The organism is Scytonema sp. HK-05 (assembly GCF_963872035.1).
Taxonomy (GTDB): Bacteria; Cyanobacteriota; Cyanobacteriia; order Cyanobacteriales; family Nostocaceae; genus Kalymmatonema.
This window is the reverse complement of the sequence record NZ_CAWMYC010000092.1, coordinates 149,276-166,229: the sequence shown is the minus strand read 5'-3', so window position 1 is coordinate 166,229 and position 16,954 is coordinate 149,276. Positions and strand designations below refer to the sequence as shown.

The window sequence follows — 16,954 nt, the reverse complement described above, 5'->3', positions numbered from 1 at the left end:
GACTAGTGACTCCAAAAGTTGTAAAAACTCCAACTTCTTGGTTTCGCTCCACTAAAAGACACTCAAGTAAAGAAACTTTAATTACAAGCTATCCATGACGACATACTTAGAAATTCCCGTAATTGGTAAAAAAGTTAAACATCCACTACGCTGGGTGATTGGTTTGGTGGCAGCTGGTACGTTAGTTGTGGGTACAACGACAACCTACACACTTGTCAATCGTGGAACAAGCAAGCAAGATATCGCTGCACTGACTGTGCCAGTGGAAGCAAAAAATGTTACTGTACGAATTTCTGCCAGTGGTAAGGTGCAGCCTGTTCAGAGCGTGAATATCAGCCCGAAAAACCCTGGCACACTGACAGAGTTGTATGTTGAGCAAGGCGACAAGGTGAAGCAGGGACAAATTCTTGCCAAGATGGACAGCGCAGATATTCAAGCCAAACTCTCTCAGGCTCGTGCAAACTTAGCGCAGAACCAAGCACAGTTGGAGCAAGCCCAGGCTGGAAATCGTCCTCAAGAAATCGCCCAACAAAAAGCGCGTTTGGCACAAGCAGAGGCGCAGCTTGCCGAAGCTCGTGCAGGTAATCGTCCTCAAGAAATTGCTCAAGCTCAAGCTCAAGTGGACGCAGCACAGGCAAAGGCGAACTATACAAGCGAACAAGTTAAGCGCTACCAATACCTCTACCAGCAGGGAGCAGAGAAAAAACAATTACTCGACCAAGCCATTAGCGAAGATAATGCTGCCAAAGCAAGTTTGCAAGAAGTTCAAAAACGGCTATCGCTGCAACAAATTGGCACTCGTTCTGAACAAATTGCCCAACGACAAGCGACGGTAGAAGAAGCACGAGCATCACTACAGCTTTTGGAAGCAGGTTCTCGTTCTGAGGAAATTGCCCAACGCAAAGCAGCTGTTGCTGCTGCGGCTGCTCAGCTAAAAGCGGAGGAAGTAAATCTCGAAGAGACTATCATCCGCGCTCCCTTTTCTGGAGTTGTCACCCAGAAGTACGCCAACATTGGCGCGTTTGTGACACCAACAACTTCTGCTTCTTCTAGTGCATCAGCAACTTCCAGTTCCGTTGTCGCCCTAGCACGCGGCTTAGAAGTTTTGGCGAGTGTCCCGGAAGCTGATATCGGCAGAATTAAGCAGGGGCAGCAGGTAGAAATTGTTGCTGATGCCTATCCTGACGAAGTTTTTAAAGGTCATGTCCGCTTGATTGCTCCTGAAGCAGTTAAGGAAGAAGGCGTGACATTATTCCAAGTAAGAGTTGCAATTGATACTGGTTTAGATAAACTGCGTTCTGGGTTGAACGTGGATATGACGTTTTTAGGTGACAAGGTACAAGGTGCTTTGCTTGTCCCAACTGTGGCAATTGTTACCGAAAAGGGCAACACAGGTGTTTTGGTACCAGATGAAAAGAATAAACCTCTGTTTCGTCCTGTGACAATTGGAGCGCAAATCAAAGACCAAACTCAGATTTTAGAGGGAGTAAAACAGGGCGATCGCATCTTTCTCAACCCACCGGCAGATTACAAGAAGGCGCAACAACAGCAGAAGAAATGAACATCCTAGAAAGTATGCAGATGGCAGGAAAAACTCTGCTATCGAATAAATTACGTAGCGCCCTAACCATGCTGGGTATTGTCATCGGGAACGCCTCGGTGATTACCATGATAGGCGTCGGTGAAGGGGGACAAAAATTTGTGAATAAGCAGTTGGAATCGTTAGGACCAAACGTCCTGTTTGTCATTCCTGGAAATCGCGAAACTCAGCGCATCTCAAATGATGTGCCGAAAAATTTGGTACTGGAAGATGCGGAGGCTATAGCCTCTCAAGTACCAACAATAGCAGGAGTGTCTCCAGAGTTAAACGGGAGATATGTAGCTAATTACCGTAACAGAAACACCAATGTCAACATCATTGGCACAACTCCCAGCTTTCTCAAGGTACGGGAGTTTGACACCGCTACAGGTCGGTTTTTTACCGACATAGATATGAAGCGCAATAATCAAGTGACAGTGCTGGGTGCTAACTTAGCAGAAAGATTGTTTGGTACTACTAACCCCGTAGGTAAGCAATTGCGGATTAAAAATGCTACCTTTCAAGTTATTGGTGTCCTAGAACCCAAAGGCTCAAGCTTAGGAGCAGATTATGACGAAGCAGCATTGGTACCACTTACAACCTCAGCAAATCGACTTGTCGGACGGAATTCTCCCTACGGCATCGCCTTAAATTACATCGTTGCTTCTGCTCGTGATAGCAATAGTGTCGATGCCGCAGAGTTTCAAATCACCAATTTACTCCGTCTAAGGCACAAAGTTATCAGCGAAGATGACTTTACCATCCGCACTCAAAAGGACGCTTTACAAACTCTTGGTCAAATCACCGGTGCTTTGACAATCATGTTGGCTGCGGTAGCAGGTATCTCTCTGTTTGTCGGCGGTATCGGCATTATGAATATTATGCTTGTCTCCGTTACCGAACGCACTCAAGAAATTGGTTTGCGTAAAGCTATTGGTGCAACTGAGCAAGATATTTTGTCACAGTTCATCATTGAAGCCATTATTCTTTCAGCGGCAGGTGGTTTAGTCGGTACAGCGGTTGGTGTCAGTGGTATTATGCTGGTATCAGCTTTAACTCCGTTACAAGCAGGAATTTCTCCTGTAGCGATCGCCCTTGCAGTCGGTGTTTCTGGCGGTATTGGTTTATTCTTTGGCGTTGTTCCTGCACGTCGTGCTGCTCAACTCGACCCGATTGTCGCTTTAAGAAGTGCTTAAAATGATTTTAACCGCAGATCGACACAGACGTACGCGGATATAACAGACAATTATCTGCCGTTTTGGAGTAAGAAATTATTATGGCAAACACTTTATCAGTAACTGACTCCCGCGTTCCTAACCCAGTAAATCAACCAGTCATCATTCGCCTAGAAGATATTTTTAAAGTTTACGGCAGTGGCGAAACTGAAGTGCGAGCGCTCAACGGTGTTAATTTAACTGTAGAGCAGGGTGAATACTGTTCGATTATGGGACCATCTGGTTCTGGTAAATCCACAGCAATGAATATCATTGGTTGTTTGGATCGCCCCAGTTCGGGACATTACTACCTAGATAACCTCGATGTCGCCCAAATGGAAGATGCTGATTTGGCACGAATTCGTAACAAAAAACTGGGGTTTGTGTTCCAACAATTCCACCTCTTATCCCAACTGTCAGCGTTAGAAAATGTGATGCTGCCGATGGTGTATGCTGGTGTGAATGCTGGTGAACGGCGCGACAGAGCAGCAGAAGCACTGAAGCGAGTCGGCTTAGAGAAGCGTCTAAATAATAAACCAACCCAACTTTCTGGAGGACAGCAGCAACGGGTAGCGATCGCCCGTGCCATTGTTAACCGTCCAGTTTTACTTTTAGCCGATGAACCGACAGGCGCACTCGACTCGCGCACAACTCAGGAAGTTTTAGATATTTTTACCGAACTGAATGCCACTGGTATCACTGTTGTGATGGTAACCCATGAGCCAGATGTTGCTCGTCAAACAAAGCGTGTTGTTTGGTTTCGTGACGGTGAAGTCGTACACTCTAACCTCAGTCCATCTGATGTGGGTCATTTGGCAGCATCATAACTTGCTAAGTACTCCTGACAATATAAAAGGTGGCGATGGCGCAGAGTGCGGTGTCCTTTGGGGGCGATCGCTCTGACTTATGACCTTGTGCTTTCTTGCACTAAGTGATTAGCGAAGAGAGAGATTGCTGCTACTGCGGCTAACATCAAGATGACAAGTCCAAACGCTTGTTTGAGTGCGAACTGATCTGCAATCCAACCAAGTATGAATGGCGCTAGAAAAATAGCCATGCCAGTTCCGACCGAGAGACGAGCTGTAGCAATATCAGACTGCGCCTCGGCAGTGCCAAGTGCGAGGGAAAGAATCAGAGGATAGAAGTTAGCAACACCAAGTCCAGCAATAAGTAGACCAAGAATATTCCGTGGAGCAAAAGAGGCTAGCCACAAAATTGGAAAACCAAGAAATGTTATTCCTATCGCACTCGCCAAAAGGGTTGCACTTGGTATAGTACGACTGAGACGACTACACACAATGCGTCCTGCAAAACCTGACAATACAAAAACACTCATTGCGCTTGCGGCATCACTCTTAACCAAGCCAACGGCTGTTTCTAAAAAGTCTGCTCCCCAGAAAAATATGCAATATTCAATTGATACGCCTAAGAACATGACCACCCAATAGATCCAGAATGTTATGGGTAATGTTTGACTCGATGCAGTCACTTCAGCATGATATCGCTCAAGAGTTGGAATCGAGACTCGTCGATATCGTATGCCAATCAGAATGAGTGCGATCGCCCCTAAGAACAAGGCGCTACGCCAACCTAATCCGATGCGATGAAAACCGCCGATAAACAGAGGAACTAGGCTGGCGCTAACGCTAGCTGCTACATTCACCTCAGTGAGTGCAACCGCACGATGCTCACGATGGTGATCACAAAGCGCTGCCTGAATTGTAATCGATACGATGGAGCCTAGTAGTCCCATCAGCAAGGCACTTGTAATTGTGAGGGCAACTTGGTGCGAGAGTGCTAAGCACAAAGCCCCTGCTGACAGACCGATCGCTCCTCCCCAAAAAGTAAAATTACGCCCCCATTTCTGCGTCATGCGAGCACTTATTAAACCAGCCAAAATCATTCCCAATGCAAAAGCACTGAAATGCAGCCCACCGACGGTATAACTTATTCCTAATTCATCGCGTAGAAAGGGCATTAACGGACCGAGAGCAGCTTGTAAATAAGAGAAGTAAGCTGCCATAAAGTAAGCAAGCCAAGTAAAACGATCGCGTATAAACGAAGTTTTTGAAGGCAAAATCATGTTCTTTGCACCAGGAAATGGGAACAAAAACTTCAAATGATTTTAGATGTCCTTGCTTTCAGCATCTGGTTTGGGGAACACGATGCGCTGCACCCGATGAACCAACGTTGAGGAAACAGAGAACAGCGTGAATCCGATGAGTGGGTGGAGCACTCCTAAAGGCAAAGGTGATTTCAGATGAATGGTCAGAAATTGCAGTCCCAGCAGCACTGGCATACTTGCTGTGAGGCTCCGCACTCGTTGAGGAAACGGACTCAAGTACACCCATAAGAGCAGGAGCAGTGACAGTCCGCTATACCCCCGCACCAGCCAAACATGGATGTTCCACCACTGAGGGTTGTAAAAGTACGCGAGTCCAACCGTCAACACTTGGGCAGTGAGGCAGAGGTTGAAAACTACAGTAATGGCAAAAAAGCCAATCTGAATCCACCGTGCAGGTGGTTGTATACTATCAGTACCAAAATTTGTTGCCATAATCAGAATTTTTCAGAATGAATCTGTGGAGTATTGCTGGAGGAGCAACGCGAGAAAGTAGGGTTATCGACGAGCATCGCGCTACTCCCAGAATGAAACGCTAAGCGACTCCCTTCCCGGTACAAAATTACCTATCTTTTCCTTGGCGTTCTTGGCGTCTTGGCGGTTAGTTAATAGGTAATCTTCCAGCGTGACAGGAGTAATCGTCCTTTACAGCGCTTTTCACATGATTAGACCACAAATCGTAGGGTGGGCATTGCTCCTAAAAGCCCATGTGATGCACATTTAAGGTATTCGTGAGCAATGCCCACCTTACAGAAAACCGCTGTAAGTTGCATATTGTAATTTAAGAAAGCCTTTGTGGGATGGGCATCTTGCCCGTCCAGTTATCAGAGAATAAATGCACATTAGCTTACTAATGAGTCCCTAATTCTACTGCATCAAGCGCCTGGACTGGCATGTCAGGAAGGCTACCCCACTCATTCCAAGAAGCGTCGTAATTGCGTACATTCTGATAGCCCAGTAAATACTTCAAGACAAACCAAGTATGCGCGGAGCGTGCCCCAATTGCACAATACGTTATCACTTCCTTGTCAGGAGTGATGCCGTTACTGCTGTATAAAGCGTACAGTTCTTGAGCTGATTTGAACGTCTCATCTTCCTTCAGAGTTGATTCATAAAAAATGTGGACTGCACCTGGAATGTGCCCTGCACGCTGGGTTCCTTCTGGTGGTTTCATGGTAAACAATTCACCGCAATACTCTTGAGGTGTGCGTACATCGACCAAAACGCGGTCTAAGTTGCCAATAGCTTCTTGCACTTGTTCCCGCAGCGCCCGTATGCTTGAATCGGGTTCCTGTGCTGTATAAGTGGTTGTCTTGATGGTCCGGATTTCCGTCACCAGAGGGCGTCCTTCGCCAATCCATTTCTTGCGACCACCATTCATCACTCGCACATCCCTATGACCAAATACTTTCAGGAACCAAAAAATAAAAGCGGCACTAGCATTATGGTCGCCATAGACAATGACAGTCGTGTCGTTGGCGATGCCTGAGCGTCCCAGCAGTCCTGACAAAGCCACTTTATCAAAATTGATACGGTAATCAGGCAGCAAGATGCTGAATCCGTTCCAAAAGACAGCACCTTTAATGTGACCAGAGTCATAGGCTGTTGCATCCATATCCACTTCGATAAGACGCACTTTGGGGTCGCTCAAATGCTTAGCAACCCATTGAGTGTCTACAAGAACTTCAGGATGAGCGTAATTTACCAATGACATAGGGCGTGACTCCTTGCTCTGTAACTGTGATGAGGTTAGAGTAAGATTGATTTTCTGACGCGCCTAGTCCTCGAACGAGTACATTTTGTAGCAACGATGATGGCAAATTCTTTGCAGTCTTTATTTGGGGCGATCGCCTCTGCTCGTGACGAAGAAGAACTACGACAGCACGTTATGGTTAAAGTTGGTGAGTACTTTGTCGCCCATCGTTGGGGGCTTTTTTTCTTTGATAAACTTCCCCCTGTCGATTCCAATCTTCCAAGTATCGTTAAACGAGCTTTATCTGTAGAACACAATCCAGTCTTGCGGTACGTGGTTGAGCAGCATGCCCCAGTTCACGAAGAGTTGCTGTTACCTGCTGGGGTATGGAAGATAATTTGCCCGCGTTCTGATCATGGGCATGTAATGGCTGGACCTATTGTCAGCAATGGTCATCTTGTCGGCGGAGTTGGGTTTACCCGGGTTCGAGGGACTGATCCTTTTAATACTCGCAATTTGGCTGACCTGTGTGCCCTCTGCCTTCATCTGTCCACTTGGCTAACAAAAATACAGTCGCAACCGGCTCTATTCAATTCTCCAAATATTAACCGTTTAACACCACGTGAAATTGAAATTGCCGAACTGGTGGCACAAGGGCTAACAAGTGCTGAAATTGGTGCAGCCCTTTGGATTACTGAAAATTCTGTTAAACAAGCCCTAAAACGGATGTTCCGAAAGCTTGAAGTTTCGTCTCGTGCTGAGTTAGTAGGGCGGCTTTTCTCAAACACAAAGCTTTCCCCATCCAAGGAACACGCAGCTTATACTAAGTTGTCGTTTTGAACTCTATCAAATGCCTAAAAATTAGCAATCTTTGCTGACTGAAATTTTTGTAGAACCCTGTAGTATAGTAAAAACTACATTTGTATTTTTTATTATAATGCTAACCTACAAACGCGATCTCAAAAATGTTAACTGGGAGGAGATGAAAACAACGCTCAGTCAAGATAAATTTGACAATGGTAGAAGCCCTGAACAGCTTAGAGCATCGTTTACCAACAGTTACGCGACCTGTATCGCTTATGCAGAGAATCGTATTATTGGCACCGCTCGCGTGTTATCTGATGGAATTTGTAATGCTTACGTAGTTGATGTCTGGACATTTACGCCCTATCGCCGTCAAGGAGTTGCCAGCACAATGATGCGAATGCTATTGGACGAGTTACAGGGTCAGCATATTTGTTTATTTACAGATACAGCTTTAAACTTTTACAAAAAACTTGGCTTTACTAAAGGAGAAACGTGTATGGAAAAGGTTATCGGTAAATGGTTGGTCAACACATTAGTAACACAGAGTTAATATTTCACAATACTTGTTATTTAATGGCTAATAACTAACTGCCCATGATTATTAGCTATTAGCCATTAGCCTCTACTGATTAAAGGCTTGAGGTTTTGCCAGTTTGCGCTTGCGTTTCAATCGGCTTAACGTCGGTGTAGCCCATTTCACCGACAATTGTCCGCAACACGGACATTTGCTCTTCAAAATCCAGTCCTTCTATTTGGGAAAGTACATTGTTAATTGCGTCAGTTGCTTTGTAGTTTTCTGGCATGTCAACGACTTGCTCGCCCATAGATACCGCCCAAACATACCAAACAAAGAGTTGGTTGTTTTCTTTTATTGCACCATAGGCACGAGAATATTCCGTATCATCGCGGTTGACAATTTGCCGCATGATTGAAAGTTGTTCGTCGTCAGACAATTCATAATAGTTTCCTAAGAGCTTTGGCGCTAGTTCTGGTTCGCCAGCAGCAGGAGCCGCTGGAGTAATTGAGTCCCCCATTTTCTTATAAACAAAATACAGCCAAGCAAGTTTGGCGTCGGTATCTAAACCGTTAAATCCTTCTACCACTTTTTGAGTTTCATTGCTTAAAGCTTGAGGAACATTTTTATCGTAACTTGCAGTCATAATTTATCTCCAGAGCTATTTAATATGTCAATCTAGGGGTATCAGAGTTTCAGAATCAGTATCGCCCCCCAAGCGAAAGAGTTTTAAAAATTGAAAAAATATGGTTTTATATACCTTTTAATAGAGGTAAAACTCTATCCAGAGATACCAAAGAAAGAAGAGTTTTCTTTGTTAAAATGCGGCATTGATAGGATAGAGAAATTTTTGGAGAAGTGAATAATGCCAGAAGAAATAAAACCCAACGAATCACAAGCGCCTACTCACGATGCACAACTAGCCGCCCAAAACATAGCAAGCGGTGAAGAAAAAACTCCAAGCGTCGATATGGAAGCAGATTATCAAGCTGCACAACGACTCAGCGTTAGTGAAATTGACCGCACTGGTGAAGGTGCAAAAGCAGCCCAAGACGCGACTGCACCTAAGCAGGAAGTGAGCGAACCTCAACAGACAACCACACAAGCCAAGCCAACTGGTGATCCTAGTGATTACATAGATTTGGCAAACGAAGTTGGTGGTTCTCGAAATCAAGGTGGAACTAATGTTACTGACGATTTGGTAGAAAAAGCTAAGGAAAAAGGTCAACCGAAAAAGTAAATTTGTCTGTATTTAGTAAAAAATCAATTTTAAAAAAGCTCGATCTAATATAGGTCGAGCTTTTAACAATTTTATAATATGTGTCTTTTGAAGTCTTAAGAACTACTTGTTGAACTCTACTCAAGCACTTCCAGGTTTCGTACCGCGCCTTGATCCGCGCTAGTCGCCAGCAGTGCATAAGCCTTGAGCGCCGCACTCACCCGACGCTGCCGGGGCAGCTCCGGCTTCCAGGCATCTTTGCCCTTCGCTTCCATTGCAACACGACGGTTGGCTAATTCCTCCGCCGATAGATCCACATTGATGCTGCGATTGGGGATGTCGATCCGAATGCGATCGCCGTCCTGAACCAGAGCAATGTTGCCGCCCGCCGCCGCCTCCGGAGAGGCATGACCAATCGAGAGGCCTGAAGTACCGCCTGAGAAGCGGCCGTCGGTCAATAATGCACAAACCTTGCCCAGACCCTTGGATTTAAGGTAACTGGTCGGATAGAGCATTTCCTGCATGCCAGGTCCACCGCGCGGACCTTCATAGCGAATGATCACCACCTCGCCTGGTTCCACTTCCGAGTTGAGAATTCCTTTGACCGCGGCATCCTGACTTTCATAAATGCGCGCCCGACCTTCAAACACATGAATGCTTTCGTCTACGCCTGCCGTCTTAACAATACAACCGCGCTCAGCCAGGTTGCCGTATAGCACTGCAAGTCCGCCCTCGGTGCTGAAGGCGTTTTCGACGCTGCGGATACAGCCGTTTTCCCGATCCAGGTCGAGTGAGGGCCACCGGGTCGATTGACTGAACGCTTGCTGAGTTGGAATACCCGCAGGGCCAGCCTTGAAGAAGGTGTGGACGGCTTCGTCATCGGTACGCATGACATCCCAGCGAGCGAGCGCTTCTTTCAGCGTCTTACTGTGAACCGTCGGCAAGTCCGTGTGGAGCAATCCGGCACGATCCAGCTCAGCGAGAATGCTGGGGATGCCGCCAGCCCGGTGGACATCCTCGATATGATACTGGGGTGTGTTAGGTGCCACCTTGCAGAGTTGTGGCACCTTGCGCGAGAGGCGATCGATATCGGTCAAGGTGAAATCGACATCGGCTTCATGGGCGGCGGCCAGCAAGTGCAGAATGGTGTTGGTGGAGCCGCCCATGGCGATGTCCAGCATCATGGCATTTTCAAACGCTTTGAAACTGGCGACGGAGCGTGGCAGTATCGATTCATCGTCTTGCTCGTAGTAGCGGCGGGTAATGCTGACAATGGTTCGTGCGGCGTTGAGGAACAGATCCTTACGGTCGAAATGGGTCGCCAGCACAGTGCCGTTGCCGGGTAAGGCGAGACCGATGGCCTCGGTCAGACAGTTCATGGAGTTGGCGGTGAACATGCCGGAGCAAGAGCCACAGGTCGGGCACGCGGAACGCTCATACTCTTCGACAACCTCGTCGCTGATAGTGTCGTTTGCGGCAACCACCATGGCGTCCACCAAGTCCAGTTTGTGGTCCGAGAGCTTCGTCTTGCCGGCTTCCATGGGACCGCCGGAGACGAATACTGTGGGAATGTTGAGACGCAGGGCTGCCATCAACATACCGGGGGTGATCTTGTCACAGTTGGAAATGCAGACCAGGGCGTCGGCACAATGGGCGTTGACCATGTACTCAACCGAATCGGCGATGATCTCGCGCGAGGGCAGACTGTAGAGCATCCCGTCATGGCCCATGGCAATGCCATCGTCTACGGCGATGGTATTGAATTCCTTGGCGACACCACCGGCGGCTTCAATCTCACGGCACACCAATTGGCCCAAATCCTTCAGGTGAACGTGGCCGGGTACGAATTGGGTAAAGGAGTTGGCGACCGCAATGATTGGCTTCTCGAAATCCGCAGTCTGCATTCCGGTGGCGCGCCAGAGCGCGCGGGCACCCGCCATATTGCGTCCCTGGGTGGAGGTTTTGGATCGATAGGTCGGCATGACGCATCCTATTCGTCTAAGGGTTCTTAATAGTCTAAACTTTATTTAATTAGCGATCGCCTGAAAATTTCTTTCTTTCTGTTTCATGCACTTCTTGACTATCTTGTCAATGCGTAAATTCTTGTACAAAGCGTGGTAGGTATGGACAGAGGGCGATGGCGCAGAGCGCCCGCTTCGCGATCGCTATTGTGGTAGCGCTCAAGCTGTCTGAAGCCCAATATCGAACGTTGCTGCGTAACCAATGCTGGTTTTAGTGAGTTTGAGCAACAATTGGTCTCCATCGCCTTGGAAGATTCCGTCTTGTGGGTTCTTAAACGTGCGCTGTCCCTTACTCGCGTATGGTGCCTGTGCATGCACCCGATCTGTGATCGAGTCATCAAAGTACAGCTGTGACGTGAACTCATAACGCTGCCCTGATGTGGTAGTTGTGCGTACCTTAAAGTGGATATGGACTGTTCTGCCTTGATACCAACCGGGATAAATGGTTGTGAACTCGACTGTTCCATTCGCGTCCGTGACTTGATACCCGCGCAGGAACTTTTTGCCGACAGTACTGAAACTCGGGTCATTCACGTCCGAATAGACACCCAGCGCGTCACAATGCCAAATATCCACGATCGCACCTGCGTTGGGCATGCAGCCAGTACTACTGATTCCAGAAACGCGAAGCGTCAGTTTGAGTGGCACACCGTCTTTCACTGAACCGTCCGAGGGATCGGATCGGATATCAGAGCGTTTAAGCTTCTCGTCTACAAAATACGGACCTTCGGTCTGCTCCGGTCTCACTACACACATAGGCAACGTTGGATGATTTGCTGTAGATGATGCTTTGACAGATACACTCGACTGTGCCTGCGCGGCGCTTGCCTTTCTAGGTAGGCATACAACAAGCATTGCAGCGACCCCTGCCCTAAATAGAGCAAGTGCCTTTCTTCGACTCAAAATCCAACCTAATTGACAATCATCTTTTTCCATATAAGTCTAAGTTAAGCTATTTTGCCGTAGTAGGGCGATTCTCGCCTGGAGGATGAGGCGGAATTCCCAGCGCATCTTTTAACTGTTGTTCTGTTACACCTAGCTTAGTCGCCGCCGCCTCCAAATCAGGGCGAGGAGGACGCCCATTTCCTAAAGACGGATTTGGAGGATTGGCAGGTACTCCCAGTGCATCCTTTAACTGTTGTTCTGTTACACCCAGCTTCGTTGCAGCAGCTGCAAAATTAGCTCGAGGAGGACGCCCATTTCGATCGCCAGGATTGGCAGGTACTCCCAGTGCATCCTTTAACTGTTGTTCTGTTACGCCCAACTTCGTCGCCGCCGCTGCAAAATCAGGTCGAGGAGGACGCCCATTTCCTAAAGACGGATTTGGGGGATTGGCAGGCACTCCTAAGGCATCCTTTAACTGTTGTTCTGTTACGCCCAACTTCGTCGCCGCCGCTGCAAAATCAGGTCGGGGAGGACGCCGCTGTCCGTCTGGTGGTTGGTTAGGTGGTTGTGGTGCCTGTGCGATTTGCTGGGAACTAGTTCCGGCATTTGCTTGATTGAGTGAAATAAAACCAAATGTGCTAACCAGAACAGGAATCGTTGCCACGGCTAATACTTGACGAATATTCATATCAACTATTAAAAGATAGATTGTTTACATTTCTGATTAAACTGACTCAAAATTACAGTTCGTCAGGGTTCTGAATTACAGTTTTGTAATTTTTGTTATCTGTTCATATAAGACTGTTCTTTGTGGGTTGCTGCATCGGTCACTAAACCATCTTTAACGTGAATGATGCGGTGAGTTTGTTCAGCTACATCCGGTTCGTGCGTCACGATGACAATCGTGATGCCTTGACTGTTTAGCTCACTCAACAAATCCATCACCTCCTGAGAGGTTTGAGTGTCTAGCGCTCCAGTAGGTTCATCTGCTAGAACAAGCGCAGGGCGGTTAACGAGGGCACGGGCTATAGCCACTCGCTGCTGTTGTCCACCAGAAAGCTGATTGGGACGGTTGAACATTCGCTCTGCCAAGCCAACGCGGGTTAAGGCTAGCTCTGCCCGCCGCCGACGTTGTGATTTGGGAACACCTGCATAGACCATTGGCAGCATTACGTTTTCTAAAGCCGTGGAGCGAGCTAGCAAATTAAACTGTTGAAACACAAAACCGATGCGCCGATTACGGATATATGCCAACTCATCATTGTTTAGCGTAGTTAGGTTTCTGCCTTCTAGAACATAATGTCCCGATGTTGGGCGATCAAGGCAACCGATGATATTCATCAGCGTAGACTTCCCTGAACCAGACATCCCCATAATTGCGACATATTCTCCTTCCTCGATAGACAAATCAATCCCTTTGAGTACCGGAACCTCGACTTCACCGAGACGGTATGTTTTCTGAATTCCTTCCATCCAAATCATGGTTGCCATATTAGGTAATCCTCTGCTTCAACAATGTTTTAATCACTCCTCAGCGCCGTGATCGGGTCAAGACTGGCAGCATTGCGAGCCGGAATGACACCAGCCAGCAGCCCAATCACAAACGTCAAACCAAAGCCGAGCAGGATTGACTCGTGCGAAATCACGAAGGGAAATTTGAACAGGTTTGAGGCTGCGAAGGCGATCGCTATTCCTAGCCCAATACCAATCACCCCTCCGATTGCTGCAATCACCACTGCTTCGGCTAAAAACTGGCTCAAGATGGCAGAGCTAGTCGCTCCGATCGCTTTGCGAATCCCGATTTCCCGCGTTCGCTCGACGACTGACACGAGCATGATATTTGCAATGCCAATGCCGCCAACGATTAAAGAAATTGCGGCGATCGCCACCACCATCACGGTAAAAAGTGACGCTGTACTGGTGAGCGTGTTGATGATATCAGCTGAATTCACGATCCTAAAATCATCTGTATCTCCTTTTTCGGGAAAAATCCCATGTCGTACCCGCAAGAGATTCGTAATTTGATACTGTGCTGCATCTAGCTGATCCTGGCTTTTGACTTTGACATAAACTCCTCTGACGGCAAGTCCCTTGACAGAGTTGTTTCCCACTAACCGGGCAGACATATTGGTGAGCGGGATATAAATTTGTTCATCCGGGCTTTGTGGACCTTGCGCTCCTTTCGCTTCCATGACGCCAATCACGTCATAGGTTTGTCCAGAGATGCGGATTTGTGCGCCTTCTGCATTGCTTCGTGTCCCCAACAGGTCATCTCGTGCAGTCGGACCGAGAACCGCCACAGGTTTTGCCGCATCGACTTCCTCTTGAGTGAAAAATCTACCTGTTTGAGGATGCGTGTTGCGTACATCTGGGTAATTGACATCAGTTCCAATAATGGTCATCGAGTCGTTGTTTTGGGCATAGACGACTTGGGCATTCTGTTGCAGGAAAGCAGACACCTGTTCAACCCCTAAAACCTGCTGAGCGATCGCCTCAGAATCTTCCAAAGTCAAAGTCGTGGCGCTCCCACTCCCCTGCCGCACCCCGCCACTTCTGGCTGCACCCGATTGTACTTGCAAAATGTCGGTTCCGAGTGATTGTAGTCGTTGCTCGGTTGCTTTTTGGGTGCCTTGACCAATGGCGGTGACAGCGATCACTGCCGTAATACCAATGATGATGCCCAGCATCGTTAGCACGGTGCGGAGTTTATTACTCCACAGTGCCTCAATCGCCATCGACAAAATTTCAAAGACTGATACCGAAGAACTCTGGATGAGAGTAGAAGCCTGTTTAACCAGTGGTTTGTGCTTGCGTGATTTTGTCATTGCTAAACCTTATTTGTCACACCTAGATAATATGGGGGGAAGTTTGGTAGCGCCGCAATCAAGATCGGGGCGGAAAAACGACTCACGCAACTTTAGTTGCCTACAACATTGTGATACGATACTTACAAAGACAGCAGAAACTGGGTCTGGACACTGCAAACAGTTAAAGGATTTGTCCTCAATCTACGGCTCTCGGTGCTGGGAGTTTTTAGAAGGACAAGTAATCAGGGTTGTTTGTGCATGGAGGTAATACTCCAAGGTCGGAGCCGCTCTGGTGGTAGATGCATGAACGATAGCCCCAAACCACGAGCAAGTAAGCGAGTCTGAAAGCAGGTTGACTGATTCACCCTCAGAGTGGTTCTACCCATAGCTAGAAAAAGTTAACCAGATAGTCGCTTTGTGCAAACAAAGACGGATGAAAAGTTAACTCCAGCTTCTAGCCTGAATCCACCAAATTTTATTTGGTGGTGTGGCTCAACAAGTCTAAAAACCACTGGGGGGACGACCACCACCGGCGGGAAAACCACCCATGCTGCCGGAACGACCACGCCTGTTACTAGAGTTACTATCTTTGTTAGAAGATCCTGGTGGCGCACTCACCAAAACTTTTTCATCTCCTTGCAAACCGGAGCGTACTTCGGTTTTGTTCTTCACGGTCACTCCGGTTTGAACTGGAACAAAGCGAGTGCGGCCATTTTCCATAAGTACCTGCACCCCAGTACCGTTGTTCTGGCGTGCGATCGCCACCGTTGGGACAACAAGCACGTTATCCAATTTGCCTGCATCGAACTTTGCATCGACATTCATGCCCGGACGCAGGAGAGTTTCAGGGTCGATGAGATCCACTCTGACTTCAAAGCTGGTGACGTTGGATGTCACAGTTGCCTGAGCCGCAACAGCCGCAACCTTCCCCTGAAAGGTTTTGTCAGGGTAAGCATCCGCTGTGATAGTGACCGACTGCCCTACCTTAATTCTACCAATATCGGTTTCGGCAACATTGGCCACAACCTGATAAGTTGATGCGAGCGATAGAATCGAAGAAGAGGTTGCACTAGATACTGCACTTCCGGATGTGGTGGGTGTGACGAAACCGCCCGGATCGGCATACTTAGCAGTTACAATACCACTGAAAGGAGCACGAATGACTGTGTCTTCAATCTGCGTTTGAATCGTTTTCAGGTTGCCCTGTTGCTGAATCACCTGAGCGCGTGCAGAATCAATATCTTCCTGGCGTGTTCCCGCTTTCAGCAGTGCTAAAGCTTCCTGTCTTTGCTTCACTACCGCCTTTGCTTGCTCGATATCTTCTTTGCGTGACCCTGCTTTTTGCAATGCCAGTGCTTGCTGCGCTTCATTTACCTGAGCTTGGGCACTGTCCTTGTCGGCACGTTTTTGGTTTACAGTTTGAAGGGAAATGGCACCAGCATTGTATAGTTGCTGATTGCGGTTCAAATCATCTTGCGCTTTTGTTAAACTTGCTTGAGCGCTTTTTAAACGTGCCTCAGCCTGACCGATATCTTCAGGGCGGTTACCTGCTTGTGCTTTTTGCAGATTCGCTTGGGCTTCTTCTAATTGTGCCTGTGAAGCAGCAATATCTTGAGGGCGATTTCCTGCTATTGCCTTTTGCAAATTCGCCTGAGCAGAAGCCAGAGATCCCTGTGCTTGAATCAGTTGCCCTTGGAAGTTTGAGTCATCCATATATGCCAGGACTTGCCCCGCTTTAACATAGTCACCTTCCTTCACCAGCAAGCTTTTTAGCCGCCCAGAGTTTTTGGGGCTGACGTTGGTTGATTGTTTGGCTTTAATTGTGCCGTTGGCTGAGATGCTGATAGGTAACGTCTCTCGCTCGACTGGGACTGTCAGCATTTTGCTTCTGGCTTGCTGGCTTGTGGAAATTATCGTCTGACGGTAAACGAGGTATCCACCCCCCGTCAGTGAACTGAGAATAAGTAACCCAATCAGCCACTTGGTTAGGTTGTGTTTGCTTAAGCCTTTAGGAAAAGGCTTGAATATAGTGGGTTGGGGAGAATCAAGTGTCATACGTTTCTTTATACTTGGGTTGTAAACAACAATTGAGT

At 47.6% G+C, this 16,954-nt stretch carries 17 protein-coding genes; 6 read left to right on the top strand and 11 right to left on the bottom strand.

What is annotated here, in order from left to right; genetic code table 11:
- Window positions 1–94: 94 nt before the first annotated feature.
- The 3 genes from AACT52_RS12930 to AACT52_RS12920 all read left to right on the top strand — a co-directional run bounded on the left by AACT52_RS12930 (window position 95) and on the right by AACT52_RS12920 (window position 3,620).
- A complete protein-coding gene (locus AACT52_RS12930; protein ID WP_073626657.1) occupies window positions 95–1,561 on the top strand; it encodes an efflux RND transporter periplasmic adaptor subunit in 1,467 nt (488 codons plus the stop codon).
- Window positions 1,558–2,775, top strand: a complete 1,218-nt coding sequence (locus AACT52_RS12925; protein WP_073626655.1) for an ABC transporter permease — start codon at window positions 1,558–1,560, stop codon at window positions 2,773–2,775. The genes AACT52_RS12930 and AACT52_RS12925 overlap by 4 nt, the downstream gene beginning before the upstream one ends.
- An 80-nt stretch (window positions 2,776–2,855) precedes the next feature.
- Window positions 2,856–3,620, top strand: a complete 765-nt coding sequence (locus AACT52_RS12920; protein ID WP_073626653.1) for an ABC transporter ATP-binding protein — start codon at window positions 2,856–2,858, stop codon at window positions 3,618–3,620.
- A 77-nt stretch (window positions 3,621–3,697) separates the two neighbouring features.
- Here the strand turns inward: AACT52_RS12920 and AACT52_RS12915 are convergent, their stop codons facing one another.
- The 3 genes from AACT52_RS12915 to AACT52_RS12905 form a co-directional block, all read right to left on the bottom strand.
- Entirely contained in the window at window positions 3,698–4,912 is a 1,215-nt protein-coding gene (locus AACT52_RS12915; RefSeq protein WP_143172690.1) for an MFS transporter, read from the bottom strand.
- 6 nt (window positions 4,913–4,918) lie between these two features.
- Entirely contained in the window at window positions 4,919–5,350 is a 432-nt protein-coding gene (locus AACT52_RS12910; RefSeq protein WP_073626650.1) for a DUF6220 domain-containing protein, read from the bottom strand.
- A gap of 415 nt (window positions 5,351–5,765) precedes the next feature.
- Window positions 5,766–6,629: a sulfurtransferase gene (locus tag AACT52_RS12905; RefSeq protein WP_073626648.1), complete on the bottom strand. Its 864-nt coding sequence runs from the start codon at window positions 6,627–6,629 to the stop codon at window positions 5,766–5,768.
- Window positions 6,630–6,728: 99 nt separating this feature from the next.
- Here AACT52_RS12905 and AACT52_RS12900 point away from each other — a divergent pair, with 99 nt between their 5' ends.
- Both AACT52_RS12900 and AACT52_RS12895 read left to right on the top strand, forming a co-directional pair.
- On the top strand, window positions 6,729–7,448 hold the full coding sequence (locus AACT52_RS12900) for a LuxR C-terminal-related transcriptional regulator (RefSeq protein WP_073626646.1): 720 nt from the start codon (window positions 6,729–6,731) through the stop codon (window positions 7,446–7,448).
- A 97-nt stretch (window positions 7,449–7,545) separates the two neighbouring features.
- Window positions 7,546–7,965, top strand: coding sequence for a GNAT family N-acetyltransferase (locus tag AACT52_RS12895; RefSeq protein WP_233153761.1), 420 nt, complete (start codon window positions 7,546–7,548; stop codon window positions 7,963–7,965).
- 79 nt (window positions 7,966–8,044) lie between these two features.
- On the opposite strand, the gene AACT52_RS12890 is transcribed toward AACT52_RS12895, so the two are convergent.
- Entirely contained in the window at window positions 8,045–8,575 is a 531-nt protein-coding gene (locus AACT52_RS12890; RefSeq protein ID WP_073626644.1) for an orange carotenoid protein N-terminal domain-containing protein, read from the bottom strand.
- A 219-nt stretch (window positions 8,576–8,794) separates the two neighbouring features.
- Between AACT52_RS12890 and AACT52_RS12885 the strand changes: the two genes are divergently transcribed.
- Window positions 8,795–9,169: a hypothetical protein gene (locus tag AACT52_RS12885; RefSeq protein WP_073626642.1), complete on the top strand. Its 375-nt coding sequence runs from the start codon at window positions 8,795–8,797 to the stop codon at window positions 9,167–9,169.
- Window positions 9,170–9,285: 116 nt separating this feature from the next.
- Here AACT52_RS12885 and ilvD read toward each other — a convergent pair whose 3' ends face one another.
- The 7 genes from ilvD to AACT52_RS12855 form a co-directional block, all read right to left on the bottom strand.
- Complete coding sequence (gene ilvD, locus AACT52_RS12880) at window positions 9,286–11,130, bottom strand: dihydroxy-acid dehydratase (protein ID WP_073626640.1); 1,845 nt, start codon at window positions 11,128–11,130, stop codon at window positions 9,286–9,288.
- A gap of 198 nt (window positions 11,131–11,328) precedes the next feature.
- On the bottom strand, window positions 11,329–12,105 hold the full coding sequence (locus AACT52_RS12875; RefSeq protein WP_073626638.1) for an intradiol ring-cleavage dioxygenase: 777 nt from the start codon (window positions 12,103–12,105) through the stop codon (window positions 11,329–11,331).
- A gap of 16 nt (window positions 12,106–12,121) precedes the next feature.
- Entirely contained in the window at window positions 12,122–12,742 is a 621-nt protein-coding gene (locus tag AACT52_RS12870; RefSeq protein ID WP_073626636.1) for a hypothetical protein, read from the bottom strand.
- Between the two features lie 95 nt (window positions 12,743–12,837).
- Complete coding sequence (locus AACT52_RS12865; protein ID WP_272937049.1) at window positions 12,838–13,545, bottom strand: ABC transporter ATP-binding protein; 708 nt, start codon at window positions 13,543–13,545, stop codon at window positions 12,838–12,840.
- A gap of 29 nt (window positions 13,546–13,574) precedes the next feature.
- Window positions 13,575–14,789 (bottom strand): ABC transporter permease, encoded by a 1,215-nt coding sequence (locus AACT52_RS12860; protein ID WP_198940804.1) that lies wholly within the window; start codon window positions 14,787–14,789, stop codon window positions 13,575–13,577.
- A gap of 314 nt (window positions 14,790–15,103) precedes the next feature.
- A complete protein-coding gene (locus AACT52_RS41355; protein WP_158054478.1) occupies window positions 15,104–15,247 on the bottom strand; it encodes a hypothetical protein in 144 nt (47 codons plus the stop codon).
- Between the two features lie 115 nt (window positions 15,248–15,362).
- Window positions 15,363–16,916, bottom strand: a complete 1,554-nt coding sequence (locus AACT52_RS12855; protein WP_073626631.1) for an efflux RND transporter periplasmic adaptor subunit — start codon at window positions 16,914–16,916, stop codon at window positions 15,363–15,365.
- Between the last annotated feature and the right edge of the window lie 38 nt (window positions 16,917–16,954).

Coding starts and splice junctions, on each gene's coding strand:
- AACT52_RS12885 (WP_073626642.1), top strand. CDS start 8,795: ATGCCAGAAGAAATAAAACCCAACGAATCACAAGCGCCTACTCACGAT.
- AACT52_RS12875 (WP_073626638.1), bottom strand. CDS start 12,105: ATGGAAAAAGATGATTGTCAATTAGGTTGGATTTTGAGTCGAAGAAAG.
- AACT52_RS12930 (WP_073626657.1), top strand. CDS start 95: ATGACGACATACTTAGAAATTCCCGTAATTGGTAAAAAAGTTAAACAT.
- AACT52_RS12895 (WP_233153761.1), top strand. CDS start 7,546: ATGCTAACCTACAAACGCGATCTCAAAAATGTTAACTGGGAGGAGATG.
- AACT52_RS12910 (WP_073626650.1), bottom strand. CDS start 5,350: ATGGCAACAAATTTTGGTACTGATAGTATACAACCACCTGCACGGTGG.
- AACT52_RS12890 (WP_073626644.1), bottom strand. CDS start 8,575: ATGACTGCAAGTTACGATAAAAATGTTCCTCAAGCTTTAAGCAATGAA.
- AACT52_RS12855 (WP_073626631.1), bottom strand. CDS start 16,916: ATGACACTTGATTCTCCCCAACCCACTATATTCAAGCCTTTTCCTAAA.
- AACT52_RS12900 (WP_073626646.1), top strand. CDS start 6,729: ATGGCAAATTCTTTGCAGTCTTTATTTGGGGCGATCGCCTCTGCTCGT.
- AACT52_RS12925 (WP_073626655.1), top strand. CDS start 1,558: ATGAACATCCTAGAAAGTATGCAGATGGCAGGAAAAACTCTGCTATCG.
- AACT52_RS12865 (WP_272937049.1), bottom strand. CDS start 13,545: ATGGCAACCATGATTTGGATGGAAGGAATTCAGAAAACATACCGTCTC.
- AACT52_RS12920 (WP_073626653.1), top strand. CDS start 2,856: ATGGCAAACACTTTATCAGTAACTGACTCCCGCGTTCCTAACCCAGTA.
- AACT52_RS12870 (WP_073626636.1), bottom strand. CDS start 12,742: ATGAATATTCGTCAAGTATTAGCCGTGGCAACGATTCCTGTTCTGGTT.
- AACT52_RS41355 (WP_158054478.1), bottom strand. CDS start 15,247: ATGGGTAGAACCACTCTGAGGGTGAATCAGTCAACCTGCTTTCAGACT.
- AACT52_RS12860 (WP_198940804.1), bottom strand. CDS start 14,789: ATGGCGATTGAGGCACTGTGGAGTAATAAACTCCGCACCGTGCTAACG.
- ilvD (WP_073626640.1), bottom strand. CDS start 11,130: ATGCCGACCTATCGATCCAAAACCTCCACCCAGGGACGCAATATGGCG.
- AACT52_RS12905 (WP_073626648.1), bottom strand. CDS start 6,629: ATGTCATTGGTAAATTACGCTCATCCTGAAGTTCTTGTAGACACTCAA.